The sequence below is a fragment of the Amycolatopsis sp. lyj-109 genome (assembly GCF_046548995.1).
Taxonomy (GTDB): Bacteria; Actinomycetota; Actinomycetes; order Mycobacteriales; family Pseudonocardiaceae; genus Amycolatopsis.
Window position 1 is genome coordinate 1 of sequence record NZ_JAJPWR010000035.1, and the last position, 23,671, is coordinate 23,671.

Consider the following 23,671-nt stretch of genomic DNA (forward strand, 5'->3'; position numbering starts at 1 on the left):
GGAGGGTGGTTTCGCCGAAGTGGTCGCCGTCGGCGAGGGTGGCGAGGATGACTTGGTCGCCGTAGGCGCCGGTGCCGATTTTGGTGATCTTGCCGTGGGCGAGGAGGAACACTTCTTCGGCGGGGGAGCCGAATTCGACGAGGGTGTCGCCGGGGGCGTATTCGTGTTGGGTGAAGCGGTCGGCGAGTTCGGTGAGGATGTCGTCGTCGTCGTAGCCGCGTAGGGGGGCGAGTTCGCCGAGTTCGGGGGGGATGACGCGGACGTGGGTGCCGGTGGTGGTGAAGGTGACGCGGCCGTCGCCGACGGCGTAGGAGAGGCGGCGGTTGACTCGGTAGGCTCCGCCGGAGACTTCGACCCAGGGCAGGAGTTTGAGCAGCCAGCGGGAGGAGATGCCTTGCATCTGGGGGACGGATTTGGTGGTGGTGGCCAGGGTGCGGGCCGCCGCTCGTCCCAGGCTTGACGGTGCCTGCTCGGATTCCACCGGGTCGGTGACAGTCACAACGAGGACCACCCAATCATTCGCGTTCGGTACGTGCCCGCCCAGCCGGCACGCCGGTCATGACCTGCTATTTCCTGATATGCGCGCGGTTTCGTGGCGCCGCGAAATCAACATAGCAACCGCGCCTGCCCGCACAATGACACGATCGGGTCACCGGGTTAATGTCCGGCCTGCTCCTTGATCATTTTTCGATGATGTTCGACGACCGTGGTCACGGCCTGTTTGCGGGCGTCACTCGGTCGTGAGAATCCCTGTTCGGCAGCGCGATTTGCGGTTGCCCAGTGGTACGGCAAGACCGGCGGTACCCCGCGTCAACTGCGCCGAATCGGCGACTTTCGCGACCCCGTGCGGCCAGCCGGATGAATTCGGCCCTTTCTGTTGTCCGACCGGAAATGGATGACTAACTTGAGGCGGTCCCGGGCGCGGAATGCGGCGGGCAGTGCTTCCCGCGCTCCGCGGGCGAAAGGACCCGGATGAACATCTTCGTGGCCGGCAGTCTCTGGGTGGCCGGTGCGGCCTGCGCCGGCGGCCTGATCGCCTACCTGGTCCGCCGGTTCGGCCGGGACGACGAAGGCAGGCCCGGCAACAACGACGCGGCAGGCCAGGTGTTCACCATCGTCGGCGGGCTGCACGCGGTCCTGGTCGCCTTCGTCCTCATCTCGCTCTTCGACGAGGTGAGCACCGTGAGCCAGAACGCGCAGACCGAGGCCGACAGCCTCGTCGCGGCCACGTGGGCGGCCGACGCGCTGCCGGAGGAGACGAAGGACCGCGTCCACCGGCTCGCCGCGGCCTACGCGCGCACGGTCGAGGAGCAGGAGTGGCCGCGCCTGGCCGACGGCGGCGAGGTGCCCGGCACGGGCGCGACCCAGCTGGACCAGCTGCGCCTGGCGGTGGCGCAGGCCCCGGCCGACGGCGACTGGCAGCTGGACCGCAAGACCGAGGCGAGCAACCAGCTCTGGTCGGTCTACCAGGCCCGGCAGCAGCGGCTGAGCCACTCCGGTGCCGGCGGGGTCGGCTCGGTCGTCTGGTTCGCGCTCATCCTCGGCAGCCTGATCACCGCGATCCTGCTGCCCAACCTCTTCGGCGGCACGCGGCTGGCCGCGCACATCATCATCGTGTCCACCCTGGCCGGCACGATCACGTTGCTGCTGTTCGCGATCCACCAGCTGCAGAACCCGTTCAGCGGTGGGGTGAGCGTGCCGCCCGAGGCGTTCACCTCGGCGCTGGCCAGGCTGGCTTGACCGGCACGCGGATCCGCTGGGCGGCGGCGCTCGGTGCCGCCGCGGCCGTCTCGGCGCTGCTGGCGGCGACGGGCTGGCTCGCACCCCCGGCGTCCCGTCTCGCGGTGGCGCGGGAACCGGGCGGCTGCACGATCCTGCAGGCGGAGAACGAACGCAGCGGCGCGCCGACAACGTTGCGGCTGCTGTCGCTGCCCGGCGGGGTGACCCAGCGGGTGAGCCGGGCCGGGTACTGGATCAACGCGATGGGTTACGCCGCCGCGCAGGACGTCGTCTACGGCGTCGCCGACGGCACCCGCGCCGGCCGCTACCACGGCGCGCACGCGGTGCGGATCGACGCCGCCGGCGTGGTCACCGACCTGGGCGTGCTCGGCCGGGCCGGCGCGCGGCAGCCGGTGTGGAGCCCGGTCACCGGCGCCACCGCGGGCGCCGTCGACGGCAACCGGTGGTACGTGCGACAGGGCAGCGATCTGTACACGGTGGACATCGACCCGGGGGCCGCGGACTACGTGCGGGTGGTGCACCGGACGGCGCTGCGTCCGGTGTCCCTCGCCGTCGGCATCGACGACTTCGCCTTCGACCCGGCGGACGGGCTCCTCTACGGCGTCTCGGCGACCTCTCGCGGGGACAGCTCGGTGGTCACCGTCGACCCGTCGAGCGGCAAGGTCGCGGTGGTGCCGGGGCTCCGGTTCCCCGACGGCGGCGCGTACGGGTCGGTCGTGCTCGCCCCCGGCGCGATCTACGCCACGGCCAACCACGACGGGCAGCGCAGCGCCACGTTCCGCCTGCCGCGTACCGGTTCGGGCCCGGCCACCGAGGTCTCGGCCGGGCCGCCGCTGGTGAGCGGCGACGCGGCCGGGTGCTTCGCGGAGCCGCCCCAGCCGCCCCCGCCGCCTCCACCGACGGGGCAGTCCCCTCCGCCGACCGAGCAGTCACCTCCACCGACCGAGCAGTCGCCCCCGCAAACCGAGCAGTCACCGGAGCCGCCGCCGCGGACCGAGCCACCGCCGTCCACCCGGTCGCCGGAGCCGCCACCGCCACCGGAGCCGCCACCGCCACCGGAGCCGCCACCGCCGCCGGAGTCGCCACCGCCGCCGCCGGTGGAGCAGCCCGTCGCCCTGCCGCCGGCCCCCGTCCCGGCGCCCACGCCCGCGCCGGTGGTCACACCCACGCCGTCCACTCCGGCCCCGTCACCTCCGCCGCCGACGACACGCCACGCGCGTCCGGAGAAGGAGGTCCAGCCGGTGGCCCAGGACACCGCGCACCGAACCGAGGAGAAGCGGCGGTGGGGACTGACGGCGCTGATCCTCGTGCTCGGCGGTGGCGCGGCGGTCGCCCACGTGCGCCGGCACCGGTGAGGCGGGTCAGTACTTGAACTGGTCGACGTTGTCGGCGGTGATGAGCAGGGGATCGCCCAGCAGGACGGTCTTCGAGGCAGCGTCGTACTTCACCGCCGGCAGCTCCAGGCTCACCTTGTTGACGGCCTGGAGCGGCTTGCCGTCGACGATCTGCTTCGCCGTCCACGCGGTCAGGTAGCCCAGCGACTCGACGTTCCACAGCACCGACTGCGAGCACGAGCCCTTGAGCAGGAACGGCTTGATGGCCTGCGGCGTCCCGACACCGACGGTGAACACCCGGCCGATCTTCTGCTCGTCGTCGACGGCCTTCGCGACGCCGGGCGCGGACGTCGTGCACTCGCCGATCAGCCCGGTCAGGCCGGGGTGGCTGGTCATGAGCTGCTTGGCGATGGCCGTTGCGGCGGCCTCGTCTTCGCCCGCGTACACGGTGTCGACGAGCTCGGCCTTCGGGTAGTGCGCGGCCGCGTACTCCTTCTGGACCGCGATCCACGAGTTGAGGTTCGCCGCGGCCGGGCCGCAGGAGACGATGGCGTACTGGCCGGTGCCGCCGGTCTTCGCCATCAGCGCGTCGACGAGCGCGGTGCCGATGCCCTGCGCGGTGGCCTGGTTGACGAACACCTCGCGCTGCGAGCCCGGCGCGTCGGTGTCCGAGGTGAGCACGTGGATGCCCTTCGCTCTCGCCTCGGCGATCACGCCCGCGAGCGCGGCCGGGTCGTTCGGGGCCACGACGATGACGTCGACCTTCTTCGCGATCAGGTCGCGCAGGATCGTCACCTGCGCGGCCGGGTCGACGGTCGCCGGGCCGGTCGAGTGCCACGTCACGCCCAGCTGTTTCGCCGCTTCCAGGCCGCCGTTGTCCATCGCCTCGAAGTACGGGATGTCGCGGACCTTGGGCACGAACTCGATCCGGGTCGGCGACGGCGCGGGTGCGCTGCCCAGCTGGTCCGAGCAGCCCCCGAGGACGAGCGTCGCGACCACTGTCACCGTCGCGACCAGCCGGAAGGTCTTCGTCGGCCCTCGCATCTCCACCCGTTCCTCAGGAAATTCGATCAGTTCGATGGGTCTGCGCATGGTGGAGACCAAGGGCGAACGTAGGGCCCCGGGTAACTGTGGTCAACGGGATGTGCGCAAAGGGTTACGGAAGTGAGTTCTGCTCCTGCGGAAATCCCCTGGTCGGCCGCTTCGACTACGCTGAGCGACGACCCCGAGCGCCCCAAGGCGGCCTTGGTTGCGTCTGGCGCACCCAAGGCGGCCTTCGGTGCGTCTGACGCACCGAAGGCCACATTGGGGCGCTTGGGGGCGAGGCGAGGACGTGCGCTAGTTACCCCTGGGGGGTATAGTCCGGTTCATGAGCGAACAGCACGGAGCTTCGTGGGCGACAGCGATCCAGGCGACTCTGCACTGCCTGACCGGCTGCGCCATCGGTGAGGTGCTGGGCACGGCGTTCGGCCTGCACAACGCGGCGACCGTGGTTCTGTCGATCGCGCTGGCCTTCGCCTTCGGGTACGCCCTGACCATGCGGGGGGTGCTGAAGTCGGGGGTGGACCTCCAGACGGCGTTCAAGGTCGCGCTGGCCGCGGACACCGTGTCGATCGCCGTGATGGAGCTGATCGACAACACCGTCGTCGTGGCGATTCCGGGCGCGATGGACGCCGGGCTGGCCAGCCTGCTCTTCTGGCTGGCACTGGCGCTCTCGCTGGTGGTCGCGTTCGTCGTCACGGTGCCGGTCAACAAGTGGATGATCGGGCGCGGCCTCGGCCACGCCAAGGTGCACGCGCACCACCACTGAGGAGCGCGTCCGGAGAGGTGGCGGCCTCCTCGGACGTCGCTATCCGCGCGAAAGGTCGATCGCGCGGTCCACCTTGCGCCGGTCGAGCACCCGCAGGATGCCTTCCAGCAGGTAGTAGTCGGCGTAGGGCAGCGACACCTCGACGCCGTCCTCGTTCGGCCGGTTGCGGGTGCAGCGCGCGACGCTCGCCTCGGCGCGCGTGGACTTCGTCGTCAAGCACGTCCGCGACACCGCAGTGAGGATCCGCAGCGCGCTTTCGCGGTACTGCGGGCGGTGCGTGAGTTCCGCCAGGTCCAGCAGGCCGCACGCCATGATCACGCCGGCGGACGCGTCCTTGACGTCGTCGGGTGCCTGCGGCGCCAGGTAGTCCCACACCGGCACGTGGTCGGGCGTCAGCCGGGACAGCGCGAAGTCCGCGAGCCGCCGGGCCGTGGTCAGGAACTCCGGGTCCCCGGTGCGCCGGTGGATGGTCGTGAACCCGTAGACCCCCCAGGCCTGCCCGCGCGACCAGCACGACGCAGGGCTGTAGCCCTGCACCGTGTTCGGTCCGATCGGCGCGCCGGTGATCGGGTCGAAGTCGAACACGTGCGGCGTCGACCCGTCGGGGCGCAGGAAGTTCCGCTGCGCTGTTTTCGCGTGCGCGACGGCGATTTCGAGGTACCGCGGATCCTGCGTCTGCGCACTGGCGAACGCGAGCAGGTCGAGGTTCATCATCGTGTCCATGATGACGCGGCCGGCGTTCTTCGGGTCGTCGAGCGCGCCCCAGGCGCGGATGAACTTCCCCGCCGGGTTGTAGCGCTTGATCAGCGATGACGCGGCCTGCAGCGCGCCCGCCTTCCACTTCTCGTCGCCGGTGAGCCGCCAGGCCGTCACCCACGAGGGGTAGAAGAGGAAGCCGAGGTCGTGCGTGCCCGTGTCGTTCTGGCGCGGCGCGAGTTTTTCGGCGGAAGCCAGCGCGAGGGTCTTGAATTGTTCCTCACCGCTGTGCAGCCAGGCCAGCCACAACTGGCCGGGCCAGAATCCGCCGACCCAGTCGCCGTTCTGCGAATAGGTCCATTTCTCGAACTTCGTGCCGACCGGAAACGCGGTGACGCCGGGGGCCACCGCGCGGAGTTTGGCCACCGCATAATCGGCCGCTTGGCGGAGCGTCCGGGTGGCCGAGGCCGTGTCGGTGGTTTCGAGGCCGGCCGCGACTGTGACTGCGGCGGTGGCCGTGGAAGTGCTGGCGCCCACCGCCACCGCGGCACCGGCCGCGCTGGTCAGCAGGGTTCTCCGGGAAACGCTCACAGGTACCCGCCATTCCGTGATTCCGTGGGGAGGAGAGTGCCCGGAATTTTTGCACGATCGACGGCCCGTTGTACACCCGGCGGAAGTTCGTTCACGTTTGTGAAAGGTGTGCCGCTGAGCGGAATTGCGCGGAAATGGGCGAAGGCCCGGCGGGGGACACCGGGCCTTCGCCGTTATCGCGGGGTGAGGGCAGTCGACCTCGCGACGATTTTCAGCAGTGCGGGGCGACCGGCTGGTCGGAACCCGTCTGCAGGTAGGTGTCCGACACGTAGTGCCCGGGGCCGATCCGGTCCCAGATGTTGCCGGTGCCGAACTTGCCGGTGACGGTGTCACCCTCGACGTAGCACTCGATGTTGACCCGGGCGTAGTTCGCCGCGAGGCCCTTGACCGCGGCCGTGGTGCTTGCGCTCGCCCGGACGTTCATCGGGTCGCCGGCCGTGCTGACGACACCGGTCGGGCCGGAGCCGGTCCACAGGTAGCTGACGTTCACGTTGCCGTTGTCGGACATGCCGAGGCCGTCCCAGAAGACGCCGTCGGCGAGGTCGATGCCGGCCGGGTTCTGCACCTTGTAGCCGAGGCCGCTCTTGCCGCCGTTGTAGCCGTTGGTGTACGCGGCATACGCTTCGGGCTGGCCCTGCGGCAGGTCCTTGAACTTGGTCCGCACCGACGACGGGTTCCAGTAGTCGTCCTGCTCGTTCCACGGGCCGACGTCCCACACCGGCGCGTACTCGCACTTGCTGCCGTCGGTGCGGCAGACGCGGACGGTGTAGTCACCGGTGCCCTTGGGGGCCAGGCCCTTGCCGGACGGCAGCGCGACGAAGTGGTCGCGGCTGGTGATGATGTGGCCGTTGGCGGTCTTCCCGCCGATCAGGCCTTCCCGGGTGCCGTACACCTTGTAGGTCAGTTCGGTCCCGGCGGTCAGGGCGTTGGCCTGCGGGGCGCTGTCGGCGCTGAGCGCGACGTTCGTGACGGACGGCCGCACGCCGTCGGTGGTGCTGTGCAGGCTGATCCGCACCTGCACCTCCTGCACCGCGCTCTTCAGCGTGGTGCCGGCGGGAGTCCACTCGGTCCAGTCGTTCACGCCGGTCCGGCCGCGGACGTCGACGTCGATCGACGTGCCCTTGGGGGTGTCGGCGGTCAGTTCGGCGCTGACGCGGTTGGCCGCCGAGCCGAGCTGGTGCCCGGCGGTGATGAGGCTGCCCTCACTGCCGGCGAACACGCGGGCGGTTCTGTGCCAGGCGGCGTCGGCCAGGGTGAGCGTGCCACCCGCGCCGGTGACGTTGACGTCATTGCTGTCCACAGTGGACAGATCGGCGGTCCAGTCGGTGTTGGCGGGCGCCGTGGCGGCCTGCGCGGGGGCTCCGGCCAGTGCCGTCACCGCCCCGGCGGCCAGAACCGCCGCGGTCACGCGGCCGGCCTTCATGATCCGGATCATCCCCGGTTCTCCTCTCGCACCTGTTCGTTCGTAGGTGGCGAAAGACTGACGGGGCGGCGTACATGATCCGTACAACCAGATTGTGCGTCAGGCGGACGCTATGTGCGGGCGCTCCGCCATGACAACCGGCTGCTCCTTCGGCCGGGTGGACAGCTCATGCCAGATCGCCAGCGCCCGCTCCGAGTAGTCCCGCGACCGCTCCGGCTGCGAAAGCGCGCGGTGCAACTCGCCGAGCAGCTGCGAAACCTCGGCCTCCGACCGCCGGTCGCCGTTGCGGCGGTGCACCGCCAGCGAGTTCACCAGCAACAGCTGCGCGTGTGCGAAATCCCCGCTGTGCAGGCACAGCTCACCCAGGTTCTGGTTCGCGTACCCCACACAATGGTCGTCACCGAGGTCGGTGAAGATCGCGATCGCGCGGTCGACGTGCTCGCGCGCCGCCGCCAGGTTGCCCTGGTGCTGGAACAGCAGGCCCAGCCGCTTGAGCGCGTGGGCTTCGCGGTGGCGGTCGCCGATCGAGGCCGACAGCTCCAGGGCGTCGGTGATCCAGCGCTTCGCCGCCGCGTAACAGCCCCGGGCCATCCACACCGCGCCGGCACCGAGGCGGGCCACCGCTTCGCCGTTGGGGTCGTCGGCCTCCGCGAACAGCTTCAGTGCCTCGTGGCAGTGGTCGAGGGCCAGATCGTCCTCGCCTTCGATGCGCAGGATCGTCGAGAGCCCGGTGAGCGCGACGGCGACCCCCTGGATGTCGCCGACCTCGTCGAACAGCCTCTTCGACTCCTCGAACGCCACCCGCGCCTCGGCGTACTCGTCCTGGTACAGCAGGTACTGCCCGAGGTTGCGCTGGACGATCGCCTCGGCCCGCGCCGAACCGGTCCGGCGGCTCGCCGCCAGCGCGACCAGGTGCGTGCTGTGCCAGTCGTCCTGCGGCCCGCGGAGGTCGAAGTACGGGGTCAGCGCCGAAGCCAGCTGCCACGCCAGATCGTCGAATCCGTGCTGGGCGGCCAGCGAAACCGCCGCGACGGTCGTGTGCCGCTCGGCCGCGAACCACACCGCCGGGTCGTCGGGCAGCACACCTGCGGGCACGCCGGGGCGCGGCAGCTCGTCGTCGCAGTACATGCCGAAGAAGTGCAGCGGCATCCGGCGCGCCGCCTCGAGCGCCAGCCCCAGGTAGCCTTCCAGGGCCCGCCGCAGGCCGGCCCGGGTCTTCGCCGCGTCACTCCGCTCGGCCAGCTCCACCGCGTACACGCGCAGCAGGTCGTGGAGCCGGTAACGCGGCTGCCCGGCCGAATCGGAGCCGACGAGCTCGACGAGGTGGCCGTCGACCAGCACGTCGAGGACGTCCTCGGCGTCCCGGCGGCCCAGCACCGCCGCCACCGTCCACGCCGGGAACTGCACCGGCCCGAGCAGGCCCAGCCCGCGGAACGCCGTCGCCGCCGACATCGGCAGCAGGTCGTAGGACAGGGTCACGCTCGCGCGGACGGCGAGGTCGCCGACGCGCAGCTCGTCGAGCCGGCGGCGCTCGTCACCCAGCCGGTCGGCCAGCAGCCGCAGCGTCCAGCCCGGCCGGTGCGTCAGCTTCGCGCCCGCCACCCGGATCGCCAGCGGCAGGTGCCCGCACTGGCGCAGGATCGCCGCGGCGCTCTCCGGCTCGGCGGCCACGCGCTCCGCGCCGACGATGCCTTGCAGCAGCCGCGCGGCCTCGGCCTCGGGCAGCAGGTCGACGTCCACCGGCTTCGCGCCGGCGAGCCCGGGCAGCCGGATCCGGCTGGTCAGCAGCACCGCGCAGGCCCCGGCCCCGGGCAGCAGCGGCCGGACCTGGGCCTCGCTGCCGGCGTCGTCGAGCACGACGCACATCCGCCGCCCGGCCAGCCGCGACCGCAGCAGCGCCGACCGCTCGGCCAGCTCGCGCGGCAGGCCGGCGTCGGGGATGCCCAGCGTGCGCAGCAGCTCGGCGAGCACGCTCATCGGCGCCCGCGGCGACGACGACGTGCCGGCCAGGTCGACGTGCAGCTGGCCGTCGGGAAACTCCTCGCGCAGCGCGTGCGCGACCCGGACGGCGACTGCCGACTTGCCGACGCCGGGCGCGCCCGAGAGCACGATCACGGCGGGCGTGCCGGAGTCCGCACGCTCCTGCAGCAGGGTGACGACGTCGTGGATCAGCGCGTCGCGGCCGGTGAAGTCCGGCAGGTCGAGGGGCAGCTGGCAGACCGGGGCGACGTCGGCGAGGCGCGGGGAGAGGACGTTTTCCGGCACCAGGGTCGCGCGCAGCTCGCGCAGCCGGGCGCCCGGTTCGGCGTCGAGTTCGTCGCGCAGGACCCGCTCGGCCGACTCGTACGCCTCGATCGCGTCGCCGGTCCGGCTCGCGGCGCGCAGCGCGACGATCAGCTGTGCCCAGAGCTCCTCGCGCAGCGGGTGCTCGGTGACCAGCCCGCGCAGCTCGGCGATGGCCTCGCCGGAGCGGCCGAGGCCGATCCGCGCGCGAAGGCGCTGTTCCTGCACCGACAGCCGCAGTTCGGCGAGCCGGGCGACGGTCGCGCCCCAGCTGTGATCGTGCGGCAGGCCTTCGAGGACTTCGCCGCGCCACAACGCGTCGGCCTTGTCGAGGAGTTTGAGGGCGCTTTCGGCTTCGCCGCCGTCGAGGGCTTCCTGGGCTTCGCCGGCCAAGGCGGCGAAGGCGAGGTGGTCCAGTTCTTCCGGCGACGCGGTCAGCAGGTAGCCGGAGGCCCGGCTGCTGATCCGCTCGCCCAGGTCGGGGTGGATCTCCGCGAAGCGTCTTCGCAGCGAATGGACGTACGTGCGGATGTTCGCCGCGGCCGACCGCGGTGCCGCCTGTGGCCACAGCACTTCCACCAGCACGTCGGTCGAGACGACGACGTTCGGCTGCAGGGCCAGCGCGGCCAGCAGCAGCCGGGGCTTCGGGCCGCCGAGGGCGATCACCCGCCCGGCGGCGGTGACCTCCAGCGGACCGAGGACGCGGATGGTCAGCGAGGTGGTCTCAACCTGCCCGATGAGTTCCCCCATGTCCCGGACTCTAGGACCCGTCCGGCGCAGGGGCTAGATCCATTCGGAGTGTCTGTGCGCACACGTGCGGGGCCTTTGTACGGAATGTGTACGGCGCGGAGCGACGCTGCGGCCATGAAGCGATCGAAACTCCGGCGTATCGCCGGTTCCGGCCTGGTACTGGCCGCGGTCGGCGCGTTCCTCGCCGGCGGTGCGGTCGAAGCGTCCGCGGCGGCGAGCGGGACCGTGAAAACCGCAGGTGATCCGCTCAACGTCCGGCGGGCACCCACGGCGAGCGCCACGGCCGTCAAGACCGTCGCCAACGGCGCCACCGTCACCATCGACTGCCAGCTCAACGGCACATCGGTGACCGGCACGTACGGCACGAGCACGTTGTGGGACTACGTGCCCGCGCTCGGCGGGTACATCTCGGACACCTACGTGTTCACGAACTCCGACACGCGGATCGCGCCCGACTGCGGCGTCGGCACCGGCAGCGCCCAGTGCGCCGACGCCTGCGCGGGCGAGGGGCAGTACCGCTCGTCCGACTCCCACTTCCTGGTCTACGACACGAGTTCCGACGGCTACTCGGCCGTGGTCGCCTACTGGCTCAAGGGCGGCGCCGGGCCGTTCTACGTCTGGAACTCCGGCGGCGAGGGCACGAAGGTCGACAAGGCCGCCGGAGTCCCGCACGGCACCTGGCTCTTCTACAAGGTGTGCGTCGCCAACTACACGACCGCCAAGCCGGATCTGAAGTCCTGCAGCGACGGCATCACCGACTACGCGGCCTGAGGCCCGTTCACCACGAGAAAGGGCTTTCCCATGGGTCAGGTCAACCGGCGCAAGGTGCTCCTCGGCGGGCTCGCCGCGGTCACCGCCACCGCGGCTTCGGCGGCGCTGCCGTCGTGGGCGAACGCCCGCACGACGGCCGCCGCTCCCCCCATCCGCGATCCCTTCCAGCTCGGCATCGCCTCCGGCGATCCGCTTCCCGACAGCGTGGTGCTGTGGACGAGACTCGCCCCCTCGCCGCTCAACCCGGACGGCTTCGGCGGCATGCCGGACGCCACCTACGCGGTCGACTGGGAGATCGCGAACGACGAGGCGTTCAGCTCGGTCGTGCAGCGCGGCTCGGTGAGCGCCGTCAGCGCGTCCGGGCACAGCGTCCACATCGAACCGACCGGGCTGCAGCCGGCGCGCGAGTACTTCTACCGGTTCAAGAGTTCCGGCTACCTCTCGCCGGTCGGCCGGACACGCACCGCGCCCGCCGCCGGTGCCGCCGTCAACCAGCTCAAGTACTGCTTCAGCTCCTGCCAGCACTGGGAGGAGGGCTACTACCACGCGTACAAGGGCATCGTGGCCGACGACCCGGACCTGGTGCTGTTCCTCGGCGACTACATCTACGAGAAGAAGTCGGGCCGGGCCGCGCAGGAGCGCAACCCGCGCAGCCTGGCCTTCACCGAGGACGTCACCACCCTCGCGCAGTACCGCGCCCGCCACGCCCAGCACAAGACCGACGCCGACCTGCAGGCCGCGCACGCGATCGCGCCCTGGATCGTGGTCTTCGACGACCACGAGGTGATGAACAACTGGAACGGCACCACCTCGCCGGCGCCGGCCGCGCGCAAGGCCGCCGGCTTCCAGGCCTTCTACGAGAACACCCCGATCCGCTCGACGGCCAAGCCCAACGGCGCGTCGATCCAGCTGTACCGGCAGCTGATGTGGGGCAACCTGGCCCGGTTCCACATGCTCGACACCCGTCAGTACCGCAGCGCCCAGGTGGCCGACCCTTCCGGCGACGCCGGTCCCTCTTGCACCGACATGCGCAGCACCTCCCGCAGCATCCTCGGCGCCACGGAGGAGGCGTGGCTGCTCAAGCAGTTCGAGTCGCACCCGGCGACCTGGGACTTCCTCGGCCAGCAGGTCTTCTTCGCCACGCGGGACGCCGACGGCAACAAGGCCACCTGCGAGGGCAACGACTCCTGGCAGGGCTACGAGGCCTCCCGGAACCGGATCCAGCAGGGCTGGGTCGACCGCAAGGTCGCCAACCCGGTGGTGCTGACCGGCGACGTCCACCGGCACTGGGCCGCCGACCTCCGGCTGGACTACTTCAACCACAGCTCCCCGGTCATCGGCTCGGAGCTGGTCACGACGTCGGTCACGAGCAACAGCGACAACGCCTCGGCGCCCAGCGCGACCTGGAACGCGAACAACCCGCACGTCAAGTACTGCAACGGCGAGCGCGGGTACGTCCGCGTCACGACCACGCCGTCGGAGATGCGGGCGGACTTCATGACGACGTCCGACACCAGCGTCTACGACCCGGCGTCGGTCGTGATCAAGAACGACGTCAGCTTCGTGGTGCAGGCCGGGAAGCCCGGCCTCCAGAAGCCGTGAGGCTACGCTGCGTGACGTGAACGACGAACTGGGCCTGCGGGAGCGCAAGAAGCTCCGCACGCGGGCGGCGATCTCGGCGGCGGCGATCGAGCTCTTTCTCGAGCGCGGGTTCGACGCCGTCGGGGTCGCCGAGGTGGCGCGGGCGGCCGAGGTGTCCAAGCGGACGCTCTTCGCCTACTTCCCGGCCAAGGAAGACCTCGTGCTGCACCGGTTCGCCGACCACGAGACCGACGCGGCGGACGTCGTCCGCGCCCGCCGCCCGGACCAGGGCCCCCTGGCCGCGTTGCGGGAGGCATTCCTGCGGGGGCTCGAGGCGGGGGAGCCGGTGACCGGGCTGTGCGACCTCCCGGCGGTCGCCGCGGTGTTCCGGCTGGTCACCGGCACGCCGGCGCTCGTGGCACGGCTGGTGGAATTCACCTCGGCGGGGGAGGTGGCGCTGACCGCCGCGCTCGCCGGAGCCGGCGTGCCCGCACCGGACGCGAGCCTGGCCGCGGCGCAGATCACGGCGGTCCGGCGGACGCTGGCCACGGCGAACATGGCGGCGATCGCGGCCGGCGTGCCCGCGCGGGAGCGTCTCCCGGATGCTCTCGCGGCGGCCGAACGGGCGTTCACGCTGCTGTTGTCCGGCGTAGGGTTCGCCTGACTCGCCGATCATGCCGGATTCACGTTGTCGACCATGAAAAACGCACGGGGCATCCGGGTCCGGCGAAGGTAGACTCCGAGAATCCTGAATGGACCGAACCACCGATCACGGGGACCCGCGCCCGACTGGGGGTGGCGCGGGTCCCCACCCCCCGCGATCTTGACATTCCGTTGGTGTCACTCGTAATCTGAGTGCTCCGCCGTCATGCCGAATTTTCGATTCCATGACAAGGCGGTCTATGGTGAAGAAATTCTTGCTGGTCTCCTTCGCGGTGGCGGGGCTGGTGGTGGCCGGCGCCGGTGTCTCCGCCGCCGCACCCGGCGGCGTCTACGACGTGAAGGACTACGGCGCCAAGGGAAACGGGTCGGCCAACGATTCCGCCGCCATCGACAAGGCGATCACCGCGGCCAACGCGGCGGGCGGCGGCACCGTCCGGTTCACCTCCGGCACCTACAAGTCGGCGAACACCGTTCACCTCAAGAGCAACGTCACGATCCAGCTCGACGCGGGCGCCACGATCACCGGGTCCAGTGCGGACACCTACGACAAGCCCGAGTCGAACCAGTGGGACGACTACCAGGACTACGGCCACAGCCACTTCCACAACGCGATGTTCTACGGCGACAAGCTGACGAACATCGGCTTCACCGGCGCGGGCACGATCGACGGCGGCGGCAACCTCATCACCGGCAACCCGAAGTCCGGCGAAGCCGACAAGATCCTGTCGCTCACCCGGTGTGACGGCCTGACGCTGTCCGGCGTCAAACTGCGCCGCGGCGGCCACTTCGCGGCGCTGATCAACGGCTGCACGAACGTCGTCTCCGACCACCTGACCATCGACACGGCGAGCGACCGCGACGGCTGGAACATCATCAGCACGACCAACGTCACGATCACAAACGCTTCGATCGCCGCGAACGACGACGCGCTGGTGTTCAAGAGCGACTACGCCCTCGGTGCGAAACTGCCGAACGGGAACGTGACGGTGAACAACGCGAAGCTGTCGGCACAGTGCTGCAACGCGCTGATGTTCGGGTCCGAGACGTGCGGTGACTTCACCGGCTACCAGTTCTCGGACATCACGATCACCAGTGCGCACAAATCGGGCATCGGGATCGTTTCGATGGACGGCGCGAAGATTTCCGACGTGCACTACCGCAACATCACGATGTCCGGGACGTATTCGCCGATCATGATGAAGATCGGCACCCGGAAGCGGTGCGGCAACAACCCGGGCGTCGGCTCGATCAGCAACATCACGCTGGACAACGTCACCGGAACGCACACGGGCAGCAACTTCAGCCCGACGATCTGGGGCGCGGACAGCAGCCACCGCGTCTCCGACGTCACGTTCACCGGCGTCAAGCTGAACGTGCCCGGCGGCAACGGCACCATGGGCACCGGCGTCCCGAGCAACACGGCGACGGACTACAACCCGAAGAGCATCGGCACCCGCCCGTCGTACGGCTGGTACCTGCACTACGCGAACGGCATCCGGTTCGTGGACAGCTCGGTCGAGTTCGCCAAGGACGACGGCCGTCCGGCCAGCATCGTCAACAACAGCTCGGACATCACGTTCGACCACTTCACGGCGGAGAAGGGCTCGAAGAGCCCGTTCGACATCGGCTTCCAGTCGGTGACGGGCTACTGCGTCAAGGACTCGGCGACCACGTCGGGCTCCGCCCTCCGCCTCAACACCACAGGTTCCACCTCAACCTGCTGACCCACGCCACGAGGCCCCCTTCCCCGCCAGGGAAGAGGGCCTCGGGCTGTGATCGAAGGGTCGACACGCGTGATTGAGCAGTCGACACGCGTGATTGAAGGGTCGACACTGCCTGGCGAGGCGCATCCTCGTGTCGACCCTCCAATCACGCGAGTTGACCCTCCAATCACGCGTGTCGACCCTTTGCGCACGTGAGGAAGGGGCCCCGGGTGGTTGGCCGGGGCCCCTTCTGCGGCGTCGCGGAGGTCAGTGCGAGTACTGCTCGTTCATGATGAGGAACGCGCCGAGGCCGTGGAAGTCGTTGGTCTTGCGGGCGCGGGCGTAGTAGTAGGAGAGGTCGCCGACGTTGGTGCCTTCGCAGATGTCGGTGATGTTCGTGAGGCCGTCCGAGCCGAGCGACACCTTCTTCAGCACGCCGGCGTAGCCCTTGTCCGCCACCGCTTGGTAGGACGCCGGCAGGTAGCCGCGCTGGACGCCGCGGGCCATCGTGAACGTGTACATCGACGACGCCGACGTCTCCAGCCAGTTCTTCGAGTCGCCGCCGCGGTCGACGACCTGGTACCACCGGCCGGTCGACGCGTCCTGGTATCGCTGGTAACCGGCGGCCAGGAACTTCACGACGTCGATCAGTGCGGCCCGCCGCGGGTGGTTCGCCGGGAGGACCTCGAGGATGTCGATGGTGGCCATGCCGAACCAGCCGATCGCGCGCGCCCAGTGGTACTTCGAGTGGTGCCCGGACCCGGACGCCCACGACTCGGAACCGTCCTCGTCGTAGGCGTGGTACAGCAGGCCCTTCGCCGGTTCGCGCAGGTGGCTGAAGTACACGACGATGTTCTTCGCCGCCTCTTCGAAGCAATAGTCACCGTCGCCGAAGGCCGCGCCGTACAGCGCGAGGAACGGCTGGGCCATGTAGACGCCGTCGCCCCACAGCTGGCCGACCTTGCTGGTGGCGTGGAACATGCCGCCGTCGGACGTCCGGGGGTAGGACGGGAAGCGCTTGCGCAGCTGGTCGGCCGCCGTCTTGTACTTCTTGCGGCCGGTTTCCGCGTACAGCAGCGGCAGCATCTGGCACGAGCGCATCGAATCGAGGTTGTTGAAGCTGTTCGAGATGCCGCTGTCGGTGATGAACCGGTCGTACCACGCGACGATGTAGTCGAGGTACTTCTTCTCGCCGGTGCGCTTGTAGAACAGGTACTGCCCGTAGAGGTACAGCCCGAGGGTGTAGCCCCAGCCGCCGATCTTGTCGGGCGTGTAGCGCTTCATCGTCGAATCGATCACCGCGCGGGACCAGTCCGGGGGCGGCGCCGCGCCGCCGATCGGGGGGAGCTGGTCCGCCGCCCGGGCCAGGGGGCCCGCCGCGGCGAGCGCGCCCAGGGCGCCGAGGGTGCCGGCCAGGACCGCGCGCCGGGTCGGGCGAAGGGGGTGTTCGGACATCGTCGTCCTTTCGTACGCTGGCCCCGCGACGCGGTGAAAGGGTGGCCGGGATGCCGATCCGCCGTCCGTCGGCATCCCGACCAGCTCTGGGGGGCGCGGCGTGCTGCCCGTGTCGCCGGAGCGATGGTCTGGGAGCGAAAGCGCTCTCGGGGAAACATCTACCCGCCTCCCGGACGTGCCGTCAAGAGAGATCGGATCTCTTGCGTCATATATCAGATATTTAACTCGAACGGCCGCAACGGATGTGTACCGGCCAGCGAGACTTCGCGGAAAGGTCAGATCTAAACCTTGACCGCCCGTCGTCGCCAGGAGTACACACCGGATGGACCAGACCACTGGAGGTCGTTCATGGCAGACAGGTTCCTCCGCCGGGTACTCGTCGCGTGTGCGGCGATGCTGGCGGTGTCCGGGCTCCTCGCCGCGCCGGCTTCGGCCGACCTGCAGAAGCCGTCGCAGCAGTGGCTGCGTGACAGTCAAGCCGGGCTGTTCCTGCACTGGGGCATGCGCACGTCGCCCGGCTACACCAGTTGCAGCGCCTGGGAAAAGGCGATCACCGACGGCGGGTGGAATCCCGCCTACTGGGTCACCGAGGCCGAGAAGCTGCACGCGTCGTACCTCGTGCTCGCGTCCTTCCACAGCCGGCTCGGCTATTCGCGGGCCTGGCCGTCGAAGATCCCGGGCAGCTGCACCACCAAGCGGGACTTCCTCGGCGAGCTGATCACCGCGGCGAAATCCCACGGGCTCAAGGTCATCCTCTACATGACCAACGACGCCCAGTGGCACGACGAAGGCGGCCACGAGTGGCTCGACTCCGCCGGCTACTCGAAGTACAAGGGCAAGGACGTCGATCTCGACAGCCAGGCCGGCTTCGGCCAGTTCAGCTACGACAACTTCTTCGAGGTCATGAAGAACTACCCGGACCTCGGCGGCTTCTGGATCGACAACGACAACGCGTACTGGGAATCGCACGACCTCTACCAGCAGATCTACCAGCAGCGCCCGGACTACCTGATCAGCAACAACAACGAAGACACGCCGATCATGGACACGATCAGCAACGAGCAGAAGACCGGCATGACGCCGTCGTACGACTACCCGCAGGCGACGTACACGGCGATGCCGCGGCTCACCGAGGCGTGCTTCAAGCTCCCCGACACCGGCTCGTGGTGGTACGGCGGGTCGAACTCGGCGGTCAACAAGATGCTCAACGTCGGCCGGTACATCACCAACTCGGGCTCGTCGATCAAGTCGCTGATGGCGGAGACGGCGATGGTGAACGGGAAGTTCCCGTCGAACCAGGAGGCGTTCAACAACTTCGCCAAGACCTACCTGGACGCGATCTGGGAGTCCCTCGGCGGCACCCAAGGCGCCGGGTACATGTACGGCGGCATGCAGCCGGGCTTTTGGAACGACGGCGCCCACGGCGTCATCACCATCAAGGGCGACGCGCAGTACGTGCACGTCCTGACCAAGCCGTCGACGTCGACGTTGAAGATCCGCGACAACGGCTACCGCGTCCGCCGCGTCACGAACCTGCGCACCGGCGCGGCGATCTCCTTCAGCCAGGGCGGTGGCAGCCTGACGCTGACCGGACTGTCCGGCTGGGACACCTACGACACGGTGTTCAAGGTCGAGACGGCGGGCCGCACCGGCACCTACGACCCGAAGACCGTGACGCTCAAGGCGAGCGCGTCGGCCAGCGGCCACAGTGGACAGTCCGCGAGCGACGGTGACTACCTCACCTACTTCGACAGCAACAAGACGCTGCCGGTCAACCTCGACTACGACCTCGGGGCGGCGAAGAAGGTGCAGTACGTCGGGATCAACCAGCGGGAGGACTCGGTCAGCTACGCCCGGTCGGATTCCGAGCAGTCGGCGCGGATCAAGGCGTACAAGGTGTTCGTGTCGAGCGACGGCAAGGACTGGGGCAGCGCGGTGAAGTCCGGGACGCTGCCGAGCCACCGCGGCGTCCAGTTCGTCGATCTCTCGGCGGTGACGTCCAGGTACGTGCGGCTCCAGGTGACGAGCACGTACGCGGCGTCGAGCGACAGTTCGCGCTACAAGCGGCTGAGGATCGACGAGACCTGGCTGGGCTCGGACTACGCGACCGCGGCGGGCTGAGCGGCCGGACCGCCCAGCCGCCCCCGAACGCGGCTGGGCGGCCCGTTCCTCAGTGCCGCTCGGCCAGCAGGTCCACGGTCAGCGCCGCGGTCCAGCTGAAGGAGCGGGTGCCGTGCCCGGCGCCGGTCAGCGGGTCGACGTACTCGGCGAAGCCGGTTGCGGCCGCGGTCTCGACGAGGTCCTCGCGCAGCCGGGCGGCGAGCACGTGCTCGCCGTGGCGCAGCAGCCCCTGCCGGACCAGCCAGCCGACGTTGAACCACGACGGTCCGCGCCAGTACCGGCCCGGGTCGAAGCCCGGCGCGGTCAGGTCGTAGCTCGGGACGCCGTGCACCCGGCCGAGCCGGAAGCGCGGGCCGGTCGCGGTGGCCACCAGCGCGGGCGCGACCGCCAGGTCCGGCAGCAGCAGCGGCAGCAGGCCCGCGCACGTGTACTCGGGGGCCGGCGCGCCGGTGCGGACGTCCCTGGCGAAGAACCAGCCGGCGGCGCTGTCCCACAACGTGTCCTGCAACGCCTTCGTGACGCGGGCCGCGGCCTCGCGGTGGGCGGCGGCGGCCGTGGGCAGCCGGAGGATCTCGGCGATCTCGGCCAGCGCCAGTTCGGCGTCGGCCAGCAGGGCGTTGAAGCCGGGGTCCTCCACGACGAAGTCCCCGAAGTCCCGGTAGCCGCTGTCGCGGTAGTCGGTGGCGAGCCGGACGTACCGGCCGTAGTCCTCGTCGCTCGGCCGGTCGGCGGCCGCGCCGTGCTCCAGGTCGCGGCGGACGAACCCGGTCGACGGCGTGACGTGCGAGAGCGGGCCGTCCCACGCCGGGCTGTTGTCCATGCCCGACTCCCACGGGTGCACGATCGCCGCGAGGCCGCGGCCGCCCGCGTCGCGCCCGGTGCGCAGGTACTCGTGCCAGGCCCGCAGCTTCGGGTACAGCGTGGCGAGGAACACGAGATCGGGGTCGGCTTCGTGCACCGCCAGCACCGCCCGGGCGTGGATCGGCGGCTGGATCAGCCCCGATGTCCGCCCGGCCTGCCAGAAGGCCGGGCCGGGGAAGTAGGCCTCGGACGGGGTGTCAGGATTGAACAGGATGTGGGGGACGCGGCCGTCGCGCCACTGCGCGGAGAACAGCGTCAGCAGCTCGCGCCGGGCCCGCGTCGGCGACAGGTGGCGGAGGCCGAACGCGATGAAGGCGGAGTCCCAGCTCCACTGGTGCGGGTAGAGCCCGCGTGAGGGCACGGTCGACGAGCCGAGCCAGTTGCCCGCGAGGACCTCGCCCGCGCGCCCCCATGTTACGTTCATATGTCCAACATATCTCCTACTTATGTCTTGTCAATGGACAAAAGTGCGAAGGGAGCCGGATGGCGAGCGCCGGCGAGCTGTTGCAGCTGGTCAGGACCGGTCAGGCGACCACGCGGAAGGCCCTGCAAGTACGCAGCGGGCTGTCACGATCGACGCTGACCGCGCGCCTGGACCGGCTCCAGACGGCGGGTCTGCTCGCGGAGGGCGGCCAGGAGGACTCCACCGGCGGCCGCCCGGCGCGGCAGCTGCGCTTCGACGAGCGGCACGCGGTCGTCCTCGCCGCGAGCATCGACACGACGCACGCCGAGGCGGCCGTCACCGACCTGGCCGGGCGGGTCCTGGCGCGCCGCGCGGGCGAGGTGCGGGTCGCCGACGGCCCGGAGCCCGTGCTCGACCGGATCGCGGAGTGGTTCGAGGCGCTGCGGGCCGAGGCGGGCCGCCCGGTGTGCGGCGTCGGCGTTTCGGTGCCGGGCCCGGTGGAGCCCGGCCGCGCCCGGGTCACGCAGCCGCCGATCATGCCCGGCTGGGACGGCTACCCGATCGACGCCCACCTCGGCGCGCGGTTCGGCGCCCCGGTGCTGGTCGACAACGACGCGAACCTGATGGCGCTGGGCGAGCACCGCGCCCGGTACCCGGACACGGCGGCACTGGTCGTGGTGAAGGTGTCCACCGGAATCGGCGCGGGCCTGGTCCTCGGCGGCGAGGTGTACCGCGGCATCGACGGCGGCGCGGGCGACATCGGCCACATCCGGCTGCCGGAGCACCCGGAGGCGCAGTGCCTGTGCGGTTCCCGCGGCTGTCTGGCCGCCGTCGCGGGCGGAGGGGCGCTGGCGGCGAGGTTGACGGAGCTGGGCCTGCCGACGGCGTCGGGCTCGGGCGTCCGCGACCGGATCACGGCGGGCGACCCGGCCGCGGTCCGGCTCGCCGAGGTGGCCGGCCGCCAGGTGGGCGAGGTGCTGGCGACGCTGGTGTGCGTGGTCAACCCCGGCGTGGTGGTGATCGCCGGAGACCTCGCCGAGCCGCACTTCGTGGCCGGTGTCCGGGAGGTGCTCTACCGGCGGGCGCTGCCACGGGCGACGCAGAACCTGCGCGTGGAAATCGGCGGCCGCGGCGAGGGAATGGCGGTGGCCGGCGCGGTGGCGATGGTGGTCGACGCGGTGTTCGCCCCCGCCGAGGTCGACCGGCGGCTGGCCTGACGGCCGAACTACCGCCACCGCCGGACTGTCCCGAGTGGACGGAGCGACCGACTTTAGTAGGTGGCGCCCGCCGGTTTCGCGTGGTCCGCGATACCGGCACGAACCGGACCAATCACGCATCCAATAGCATTCCTCGCGTTTTCGCGGCGACAAATCGGATTTCCGTACCACGCTTCACAGCTCGCGAATTCCCGGCCAGATAACGGTTCCGCAAGCACTTCCCCGCGAGTGGAACACCGATCTAGTCTCACCCGGTGTTCCAAGGCCCATTTCTGGGGGCCGCTTTCGAAGAGGGAGATTTCTGTGCGAAGAAGCTCCACCCTGCTCCTTTCGCTCGCGGTGGTGGGTGGCCTGACCGGCACCCTGCCGGCGACGGCGTCCGCGCAGGGGCGTCAGGACATCCCGCAGTCCCACCCGTTGTGGGCGAATGCGCAGGCGAAGGTCGCCGACACGGCGCCCGCCGCGAAGCTGAGCTTCCGGGTCTACCTGAACCAGCGCGACAACGCCGGCGCCGAGGCGCTGGCCCAGGCCGTGTCCGACCCGGACAGCGGGACCTACCGCCAGTACCTGAGCCCCGACCAGGTGCGCGACCGCTTCGCGGCCAGTGACGCGACCGTCAACGCCGTCAAGTCGTGGCTGACCGGCAGCGGTTTCAGCGTCGGCGACATCCCGTCGAACCGCGCCTACGTCGAAGCCACCGGCACCGCGGCCCAGACGGAGAACGCGTTCGCCGTCGACCTCGGCAAGTACCAGGTCAAGGGCCAGACGCTGCGCGCCGCCGACAAGAACCTGTCGGTGCCGGCGAACCTGGCCGCTGACGTGCTCGGCGTCGTCGGCGTCGACCAGGCGACCAACCTGTTCAAGCCGGACCACTCGACCGGCTCCGGCACGCCGTCGGACGTCGCGCCCGGCCCCGGGTTCCGCAACGCGCGGCCGTGCAGCGCCTACTACGGCGAGAAGATCGACACCACCGATCCCGCCTACAACGGCAAGCAGTTGCCGTACGCCCCCTGCGGCTACACCCCGGCGCAGCTGCGGTCGGCCTACGGCATCGACAAGGTCGGCGCCGACGGCAAGGGCACCACGATCGCCATCGTGGACGCGTTCGCCTCGCCGACCATCTACGCCGACGCCAGCACGTACGCCAAGAAGAACGACCCGGCGCACCCGCTGAAGCAGAGCCAGTTCAAGCAGCACGTCTTCCCGGCGAACCCGGTCCTCGAGCCGCCGGACCAGTGCGACGCGGCGGGCTGGTACGGCGAGGAGACCCTCGACGTCGAGGCCGCCCACGGTCTCGCGCCGGGCGCCGACATCCTGTACGTCGGCGGGGAGTCCTGCGAGGACAACGCCCTCGACGTGGCGCTGAACTACGTCGTCGCCGGCCACAAGGCCGACATCGTGTCGAACTCCTACGGCGACACCGGCGAGGACATCCCGGCCGACGAGGTCAAGGTGTTCAACCAGATCTCGCTGCAGGCGGTCCTCGAGGGCATCGGCGTGTACTTCTCCTCGGGCGACAACGGTGACGAGGTCGCGCGCCTCGGCACGCCGTCGCCGGACTTCTCCGCCTCGGCGCCGTGGATCACCGCGGTCGGCGGCACGTCCATCGCCATCGGCAAGGACGGCAAGAAGATCTTCGAGACCGGCTGGGAGACCAGCAAGTCGGTGCTGACCAACGGTGTCTACGGCCCGGCCGCCTACACCAGCGGTTCCGGCGGCGGCACGAGCCGCCTGTTCGCGCAGCCCTTCTACCAGAAGGGCGTCGTCCCGGACGCGCTGGCGAAGAAGAACCAGACCGGCAACAACAAGGGCCGCGTCGTCCCGGACATCTCCGCGGTCGGCGACCCGAACACCGGCTTCCTGGTCGGCCAGACGCAGACCTTCCCGGAGGGTGCGCACTACGACCAGTACCGGATCGGCGGCACGAGCCTCGCGTCGCCGGTGTTCGCCGGCATCATGGCGGTGGCCGACAGCTTCGACCACTTCCACCACGGCTTCATCAACCCGGTGATCTACAAGCTGACGTCCCGCACGCCGGCGATCTCCGACGTGAAGCACGTGGACGGGCAGGCGGTGGCCCGCGTCGACTACGCGAACTCGGTCGACGCCTCGGGCGGCCTGATCCGCTCGGCGCGGAACCTGGACTACCAGGGCCTGACCATCCACACCGCCCCGGGCTACGACGACGTGACCGGCCTCGGCACGCCCAACGGCCTGCTGTTCCTGCTGCTCGTCTGACCAAGTTCGTGAAGGCCACCTTGAGGAACTT

Annotated in this window: 17 protein-coding genes; 10 read left to right on the forward strand and 7 right to left on the reverse strand. The window is 70.2% G+C overall.

The genetic code is table 11. The features are described 5' to 3' along the window. Positions 1-499, reverse strand: a 499-nt coding sequence (locus ACLJQF_RS43980; RefSeq protein ID WP_410616264.1) for a cyclic nucleotide-binding domain-containing protein, incomplete at its 3' end; no start/stop codon positions are given. Between the two features lie 473 nt (positions 500-972). Between ACLJQF_RS43980 and ACLJQF_RS43985 the strand changes: the two genes are divergently transcribed. Then, positions 973-1,740: a hypothetical protein gene (locus tag ACLJQF_RS43985; RefSeq protein ID WP_410616265.1), complete on the forward strand. Its 768-nt coding sequence runs from the start codon at positions 973-975 to the stop codon at positions 1,738-1,740. Further along, on the forward strand, positions 1,737-3,095 hold the full coding sequence (locus tag ACLJQF_RS43990) for a DUF6923 family protein (protein ID WP_410616266.1): 1,359 nt from the start codon (positions 1,737-1,739) through the stop codon (positions 3,093-3,095). Before ACLJQF_RS43985 ends, ACLJQF_RS43990 begins: the two co-directional genes overlap by 4 nt. Before the next feature lie 6 nt (positions 3,096-3,101). Here the strand turns inward: ACLJQF_RS43990 and ACLJQF_RS43995 are convergent, their stop codons facing one another. Further along, positions 3,102-4,118, reverse strand: a complete 1,017-nt coding sequence (locus ACLJQF_RS43995) for an autoinducer 2 ABC transporter substrate-binding protein (protein WP_410616267.1) — start codon at positions 4,116-4,118, stop codon at positions 3,102-3,104. A 325-nt stretch (positions 4,119-4,443) separates the two neighbouring features. Between ACLJQF_RS43995 and ACLJQF_RS44000 the strand changes: the two genes are divergently transcribed. Beyond that, complete coding sequence (locus ACLJQF_RS44000; RefSeq protein WP_410616268.1) at positions 4,444-4,884, forward strand: DUF4396 domain-containing protein; 441 nt, start codon at positions 4,444-4,446, stop codon at positions 4,882-4,884. Positions 4,885-4,923: 39 nt separating this feature from the next. Here ACLJQF_RS44000 and ACLJQF_RS44005 read toward each other — a convergent pair whose 3' ends face one another. From ACLJQF_RS44005 to ACLJQF_RS44015, 3 genes are all read right to left on the reverse strand, one after another. Beyond that, the gene (locus ACLJQF_RS44005) at positions 4,924-6,171 is read right to left on the reverse strand and encodes a glucuronyl hydrolase (protein ID WP_410616269.1); all 1,248 of its coding nucleotides are present in this window, start codon (positions 6,169-6,171) and stop codon (positions 4,924-4,926) included. 211 nt (positions 6,172-6,382) lie between these two features. After that, positions 6,383-7,606, reverse strand: a complete 1,224-nt coding sequence (locus tag ACLJQF_RS44010; protein ID WP_410616270.1) for a hypothetical protein — start codon at positions 7,604-7,606, stop codon at positions 6,383-6,385. Between the two features lie 87 nt (positions 7,607-7,693). Next, the gene (locus tag ACLJQF_RS44015; RefSeq protein ID WP_410616271.1) at positions 7,694-10,627 is read right to left on the reverse strand and encodes an AfsR/SARP family transcriptional regulator; all 2,934 of its coding nucleotides are present in this window, start codon (positions 10,625-10,627) and stop codon (positions 7,694-7,696) included. A gap of 114 nt (positions 10,628-10,741) precedes the next feature. Here ACLJQF_RS44015 and ACLJQF_RS44020 point away from each other — a divergent pair, with 114 nt between their 5' ends. The 4 genes from ACLJQF_RS44020 (at position 10,742) to ACLJQF_RS44035 (ending at position 15,366) form a co-directional block, all read left to right on the forward strand. Next, the gene (locus tag ACLJQF_RS44020; RefSeq protein WP_410616272.1) at positions 10,742-11,398 is read left to right on the forward strand and encodes an SH3 domain-containing protein; all 657 of its coding nucleotides are present in this window, start codon (positions 10,742-10,744) and stop codon (positions 11,396-11,398) included. A 30-nt stretch (positions 11,399-11,428) separates the two neighbouring features. Beyond that, positions 11,429-13,000: an alkaline phosphatase D family protein gene (locus ACLJQF_RS44025; RefSeq protein ID WP_410616273.1), complete on the forward strand. Its 1,572-nt coding sequence runs from the start codon at positions 11,429-11,431 to the stop codon at positions 12,998-13,000. Between the two features lie 16 nt (positions 13,001-13,016). Then, positions 13,017-13,643: a TetR family transcriptional regulator gene (locus tag ACLJQF_RS44030; protein WP_410616274.1), complete on the forward strand. Its 627-nt coding sequence runs from the start codon at positions 13,017-13,019 to the stop codon at positions 13,641-13,643. Between the two features lie 238 nt (positions 13,644-13,881). Then, positions 13,882-15,366: a glycoside hydrolase family 28 protein gene (locus ACLJQF_RS44035; RefSeq protein WP_410616275.1), complete on the forward strand. Its 1,485-nt coding sequence runs from the start codon at positions 13,882-13,884 to the stop codon at positions 15,364-15,366. Positions 15,367-15,612: 246 nt separating this feature from the next. On the opposite strand, the gene ACLJQF_RS44040 is transcribed toward ACLJQF_RS44035, so the two are convergent. Continuing rightward, a complete protein-coding gene (locus ACLJQF_RS44040) occupies positions 15,613-16,800 on the reverse strand; it encodes a glycoside hydrolase family 105 protein (protein ID WP_410616276.1) in 1,188 nt (395 codons plus the stop codon). 348 nt (positions 16,801-17,148) lie between these two features. On the opposite strand from ACLJQF_RS44040, the gene ACLJQF_RS44045 reads away from it, so the two are divergent. Continuing rightward, positions 17,149-18,921 (forward strand): alpha-L-fucosidase, encoded by a 1,773-nt coding sequence (locus tag ACLJQF_RS44045; protein ID WP_410616277.1) that lies wholly within the window; start codon positions 17,149-17,151, stop codon positions 18,919-18,921. 49 nt (positions 18,922-18,970) lie between these two features. On the opposite strand, the gene ACLJQF_RS44050 is transcribed toward ACLJQF_RS44045, so the two are convergent. Beyond that, entirely contained in the window at positions 18,971-20,206 is a 1,236-nt protein-coding gene (locus ACLJQF_RS44050; protein ID WP_410616278.1) for an MGH1-like glycoside hydrolase domain-containing protein, read from the reverse strand. A gap of 59 nt (positions 20,207-20,265) precedes the next feature. Between ACLJQF_RS44050 and ACLJQF_RS44055 the strand changes: the two genes are divergently transcribed. Continuing rightward, positions 20,266-21,402 carry an ROK family protein gene (locus ACLJQF_RS44055; protein WP_410616279.1) on the forward strand — a complete coding sequence of 379 codons (1,137 nt, stop codon included), beginning with the start codon at positions 20,266-20,268 and terminating at the stop codon, positions 21,400-21,402. Between the two features lie 303 nt (positions 21,403-21,705). After that, positions 21,706-23,640, forward strand: a complete 1,935-nt coding sequence (locus ACLJQF_RS44060) for a protease pro-enzyme activation domain-containing protein (protein WP_410616280.1) — start codon at positions 21,706-21,708, stop codon at positions 23,638-23,640. Positions 23,641-23,671 lie beyond the last annotated feature (31 nt).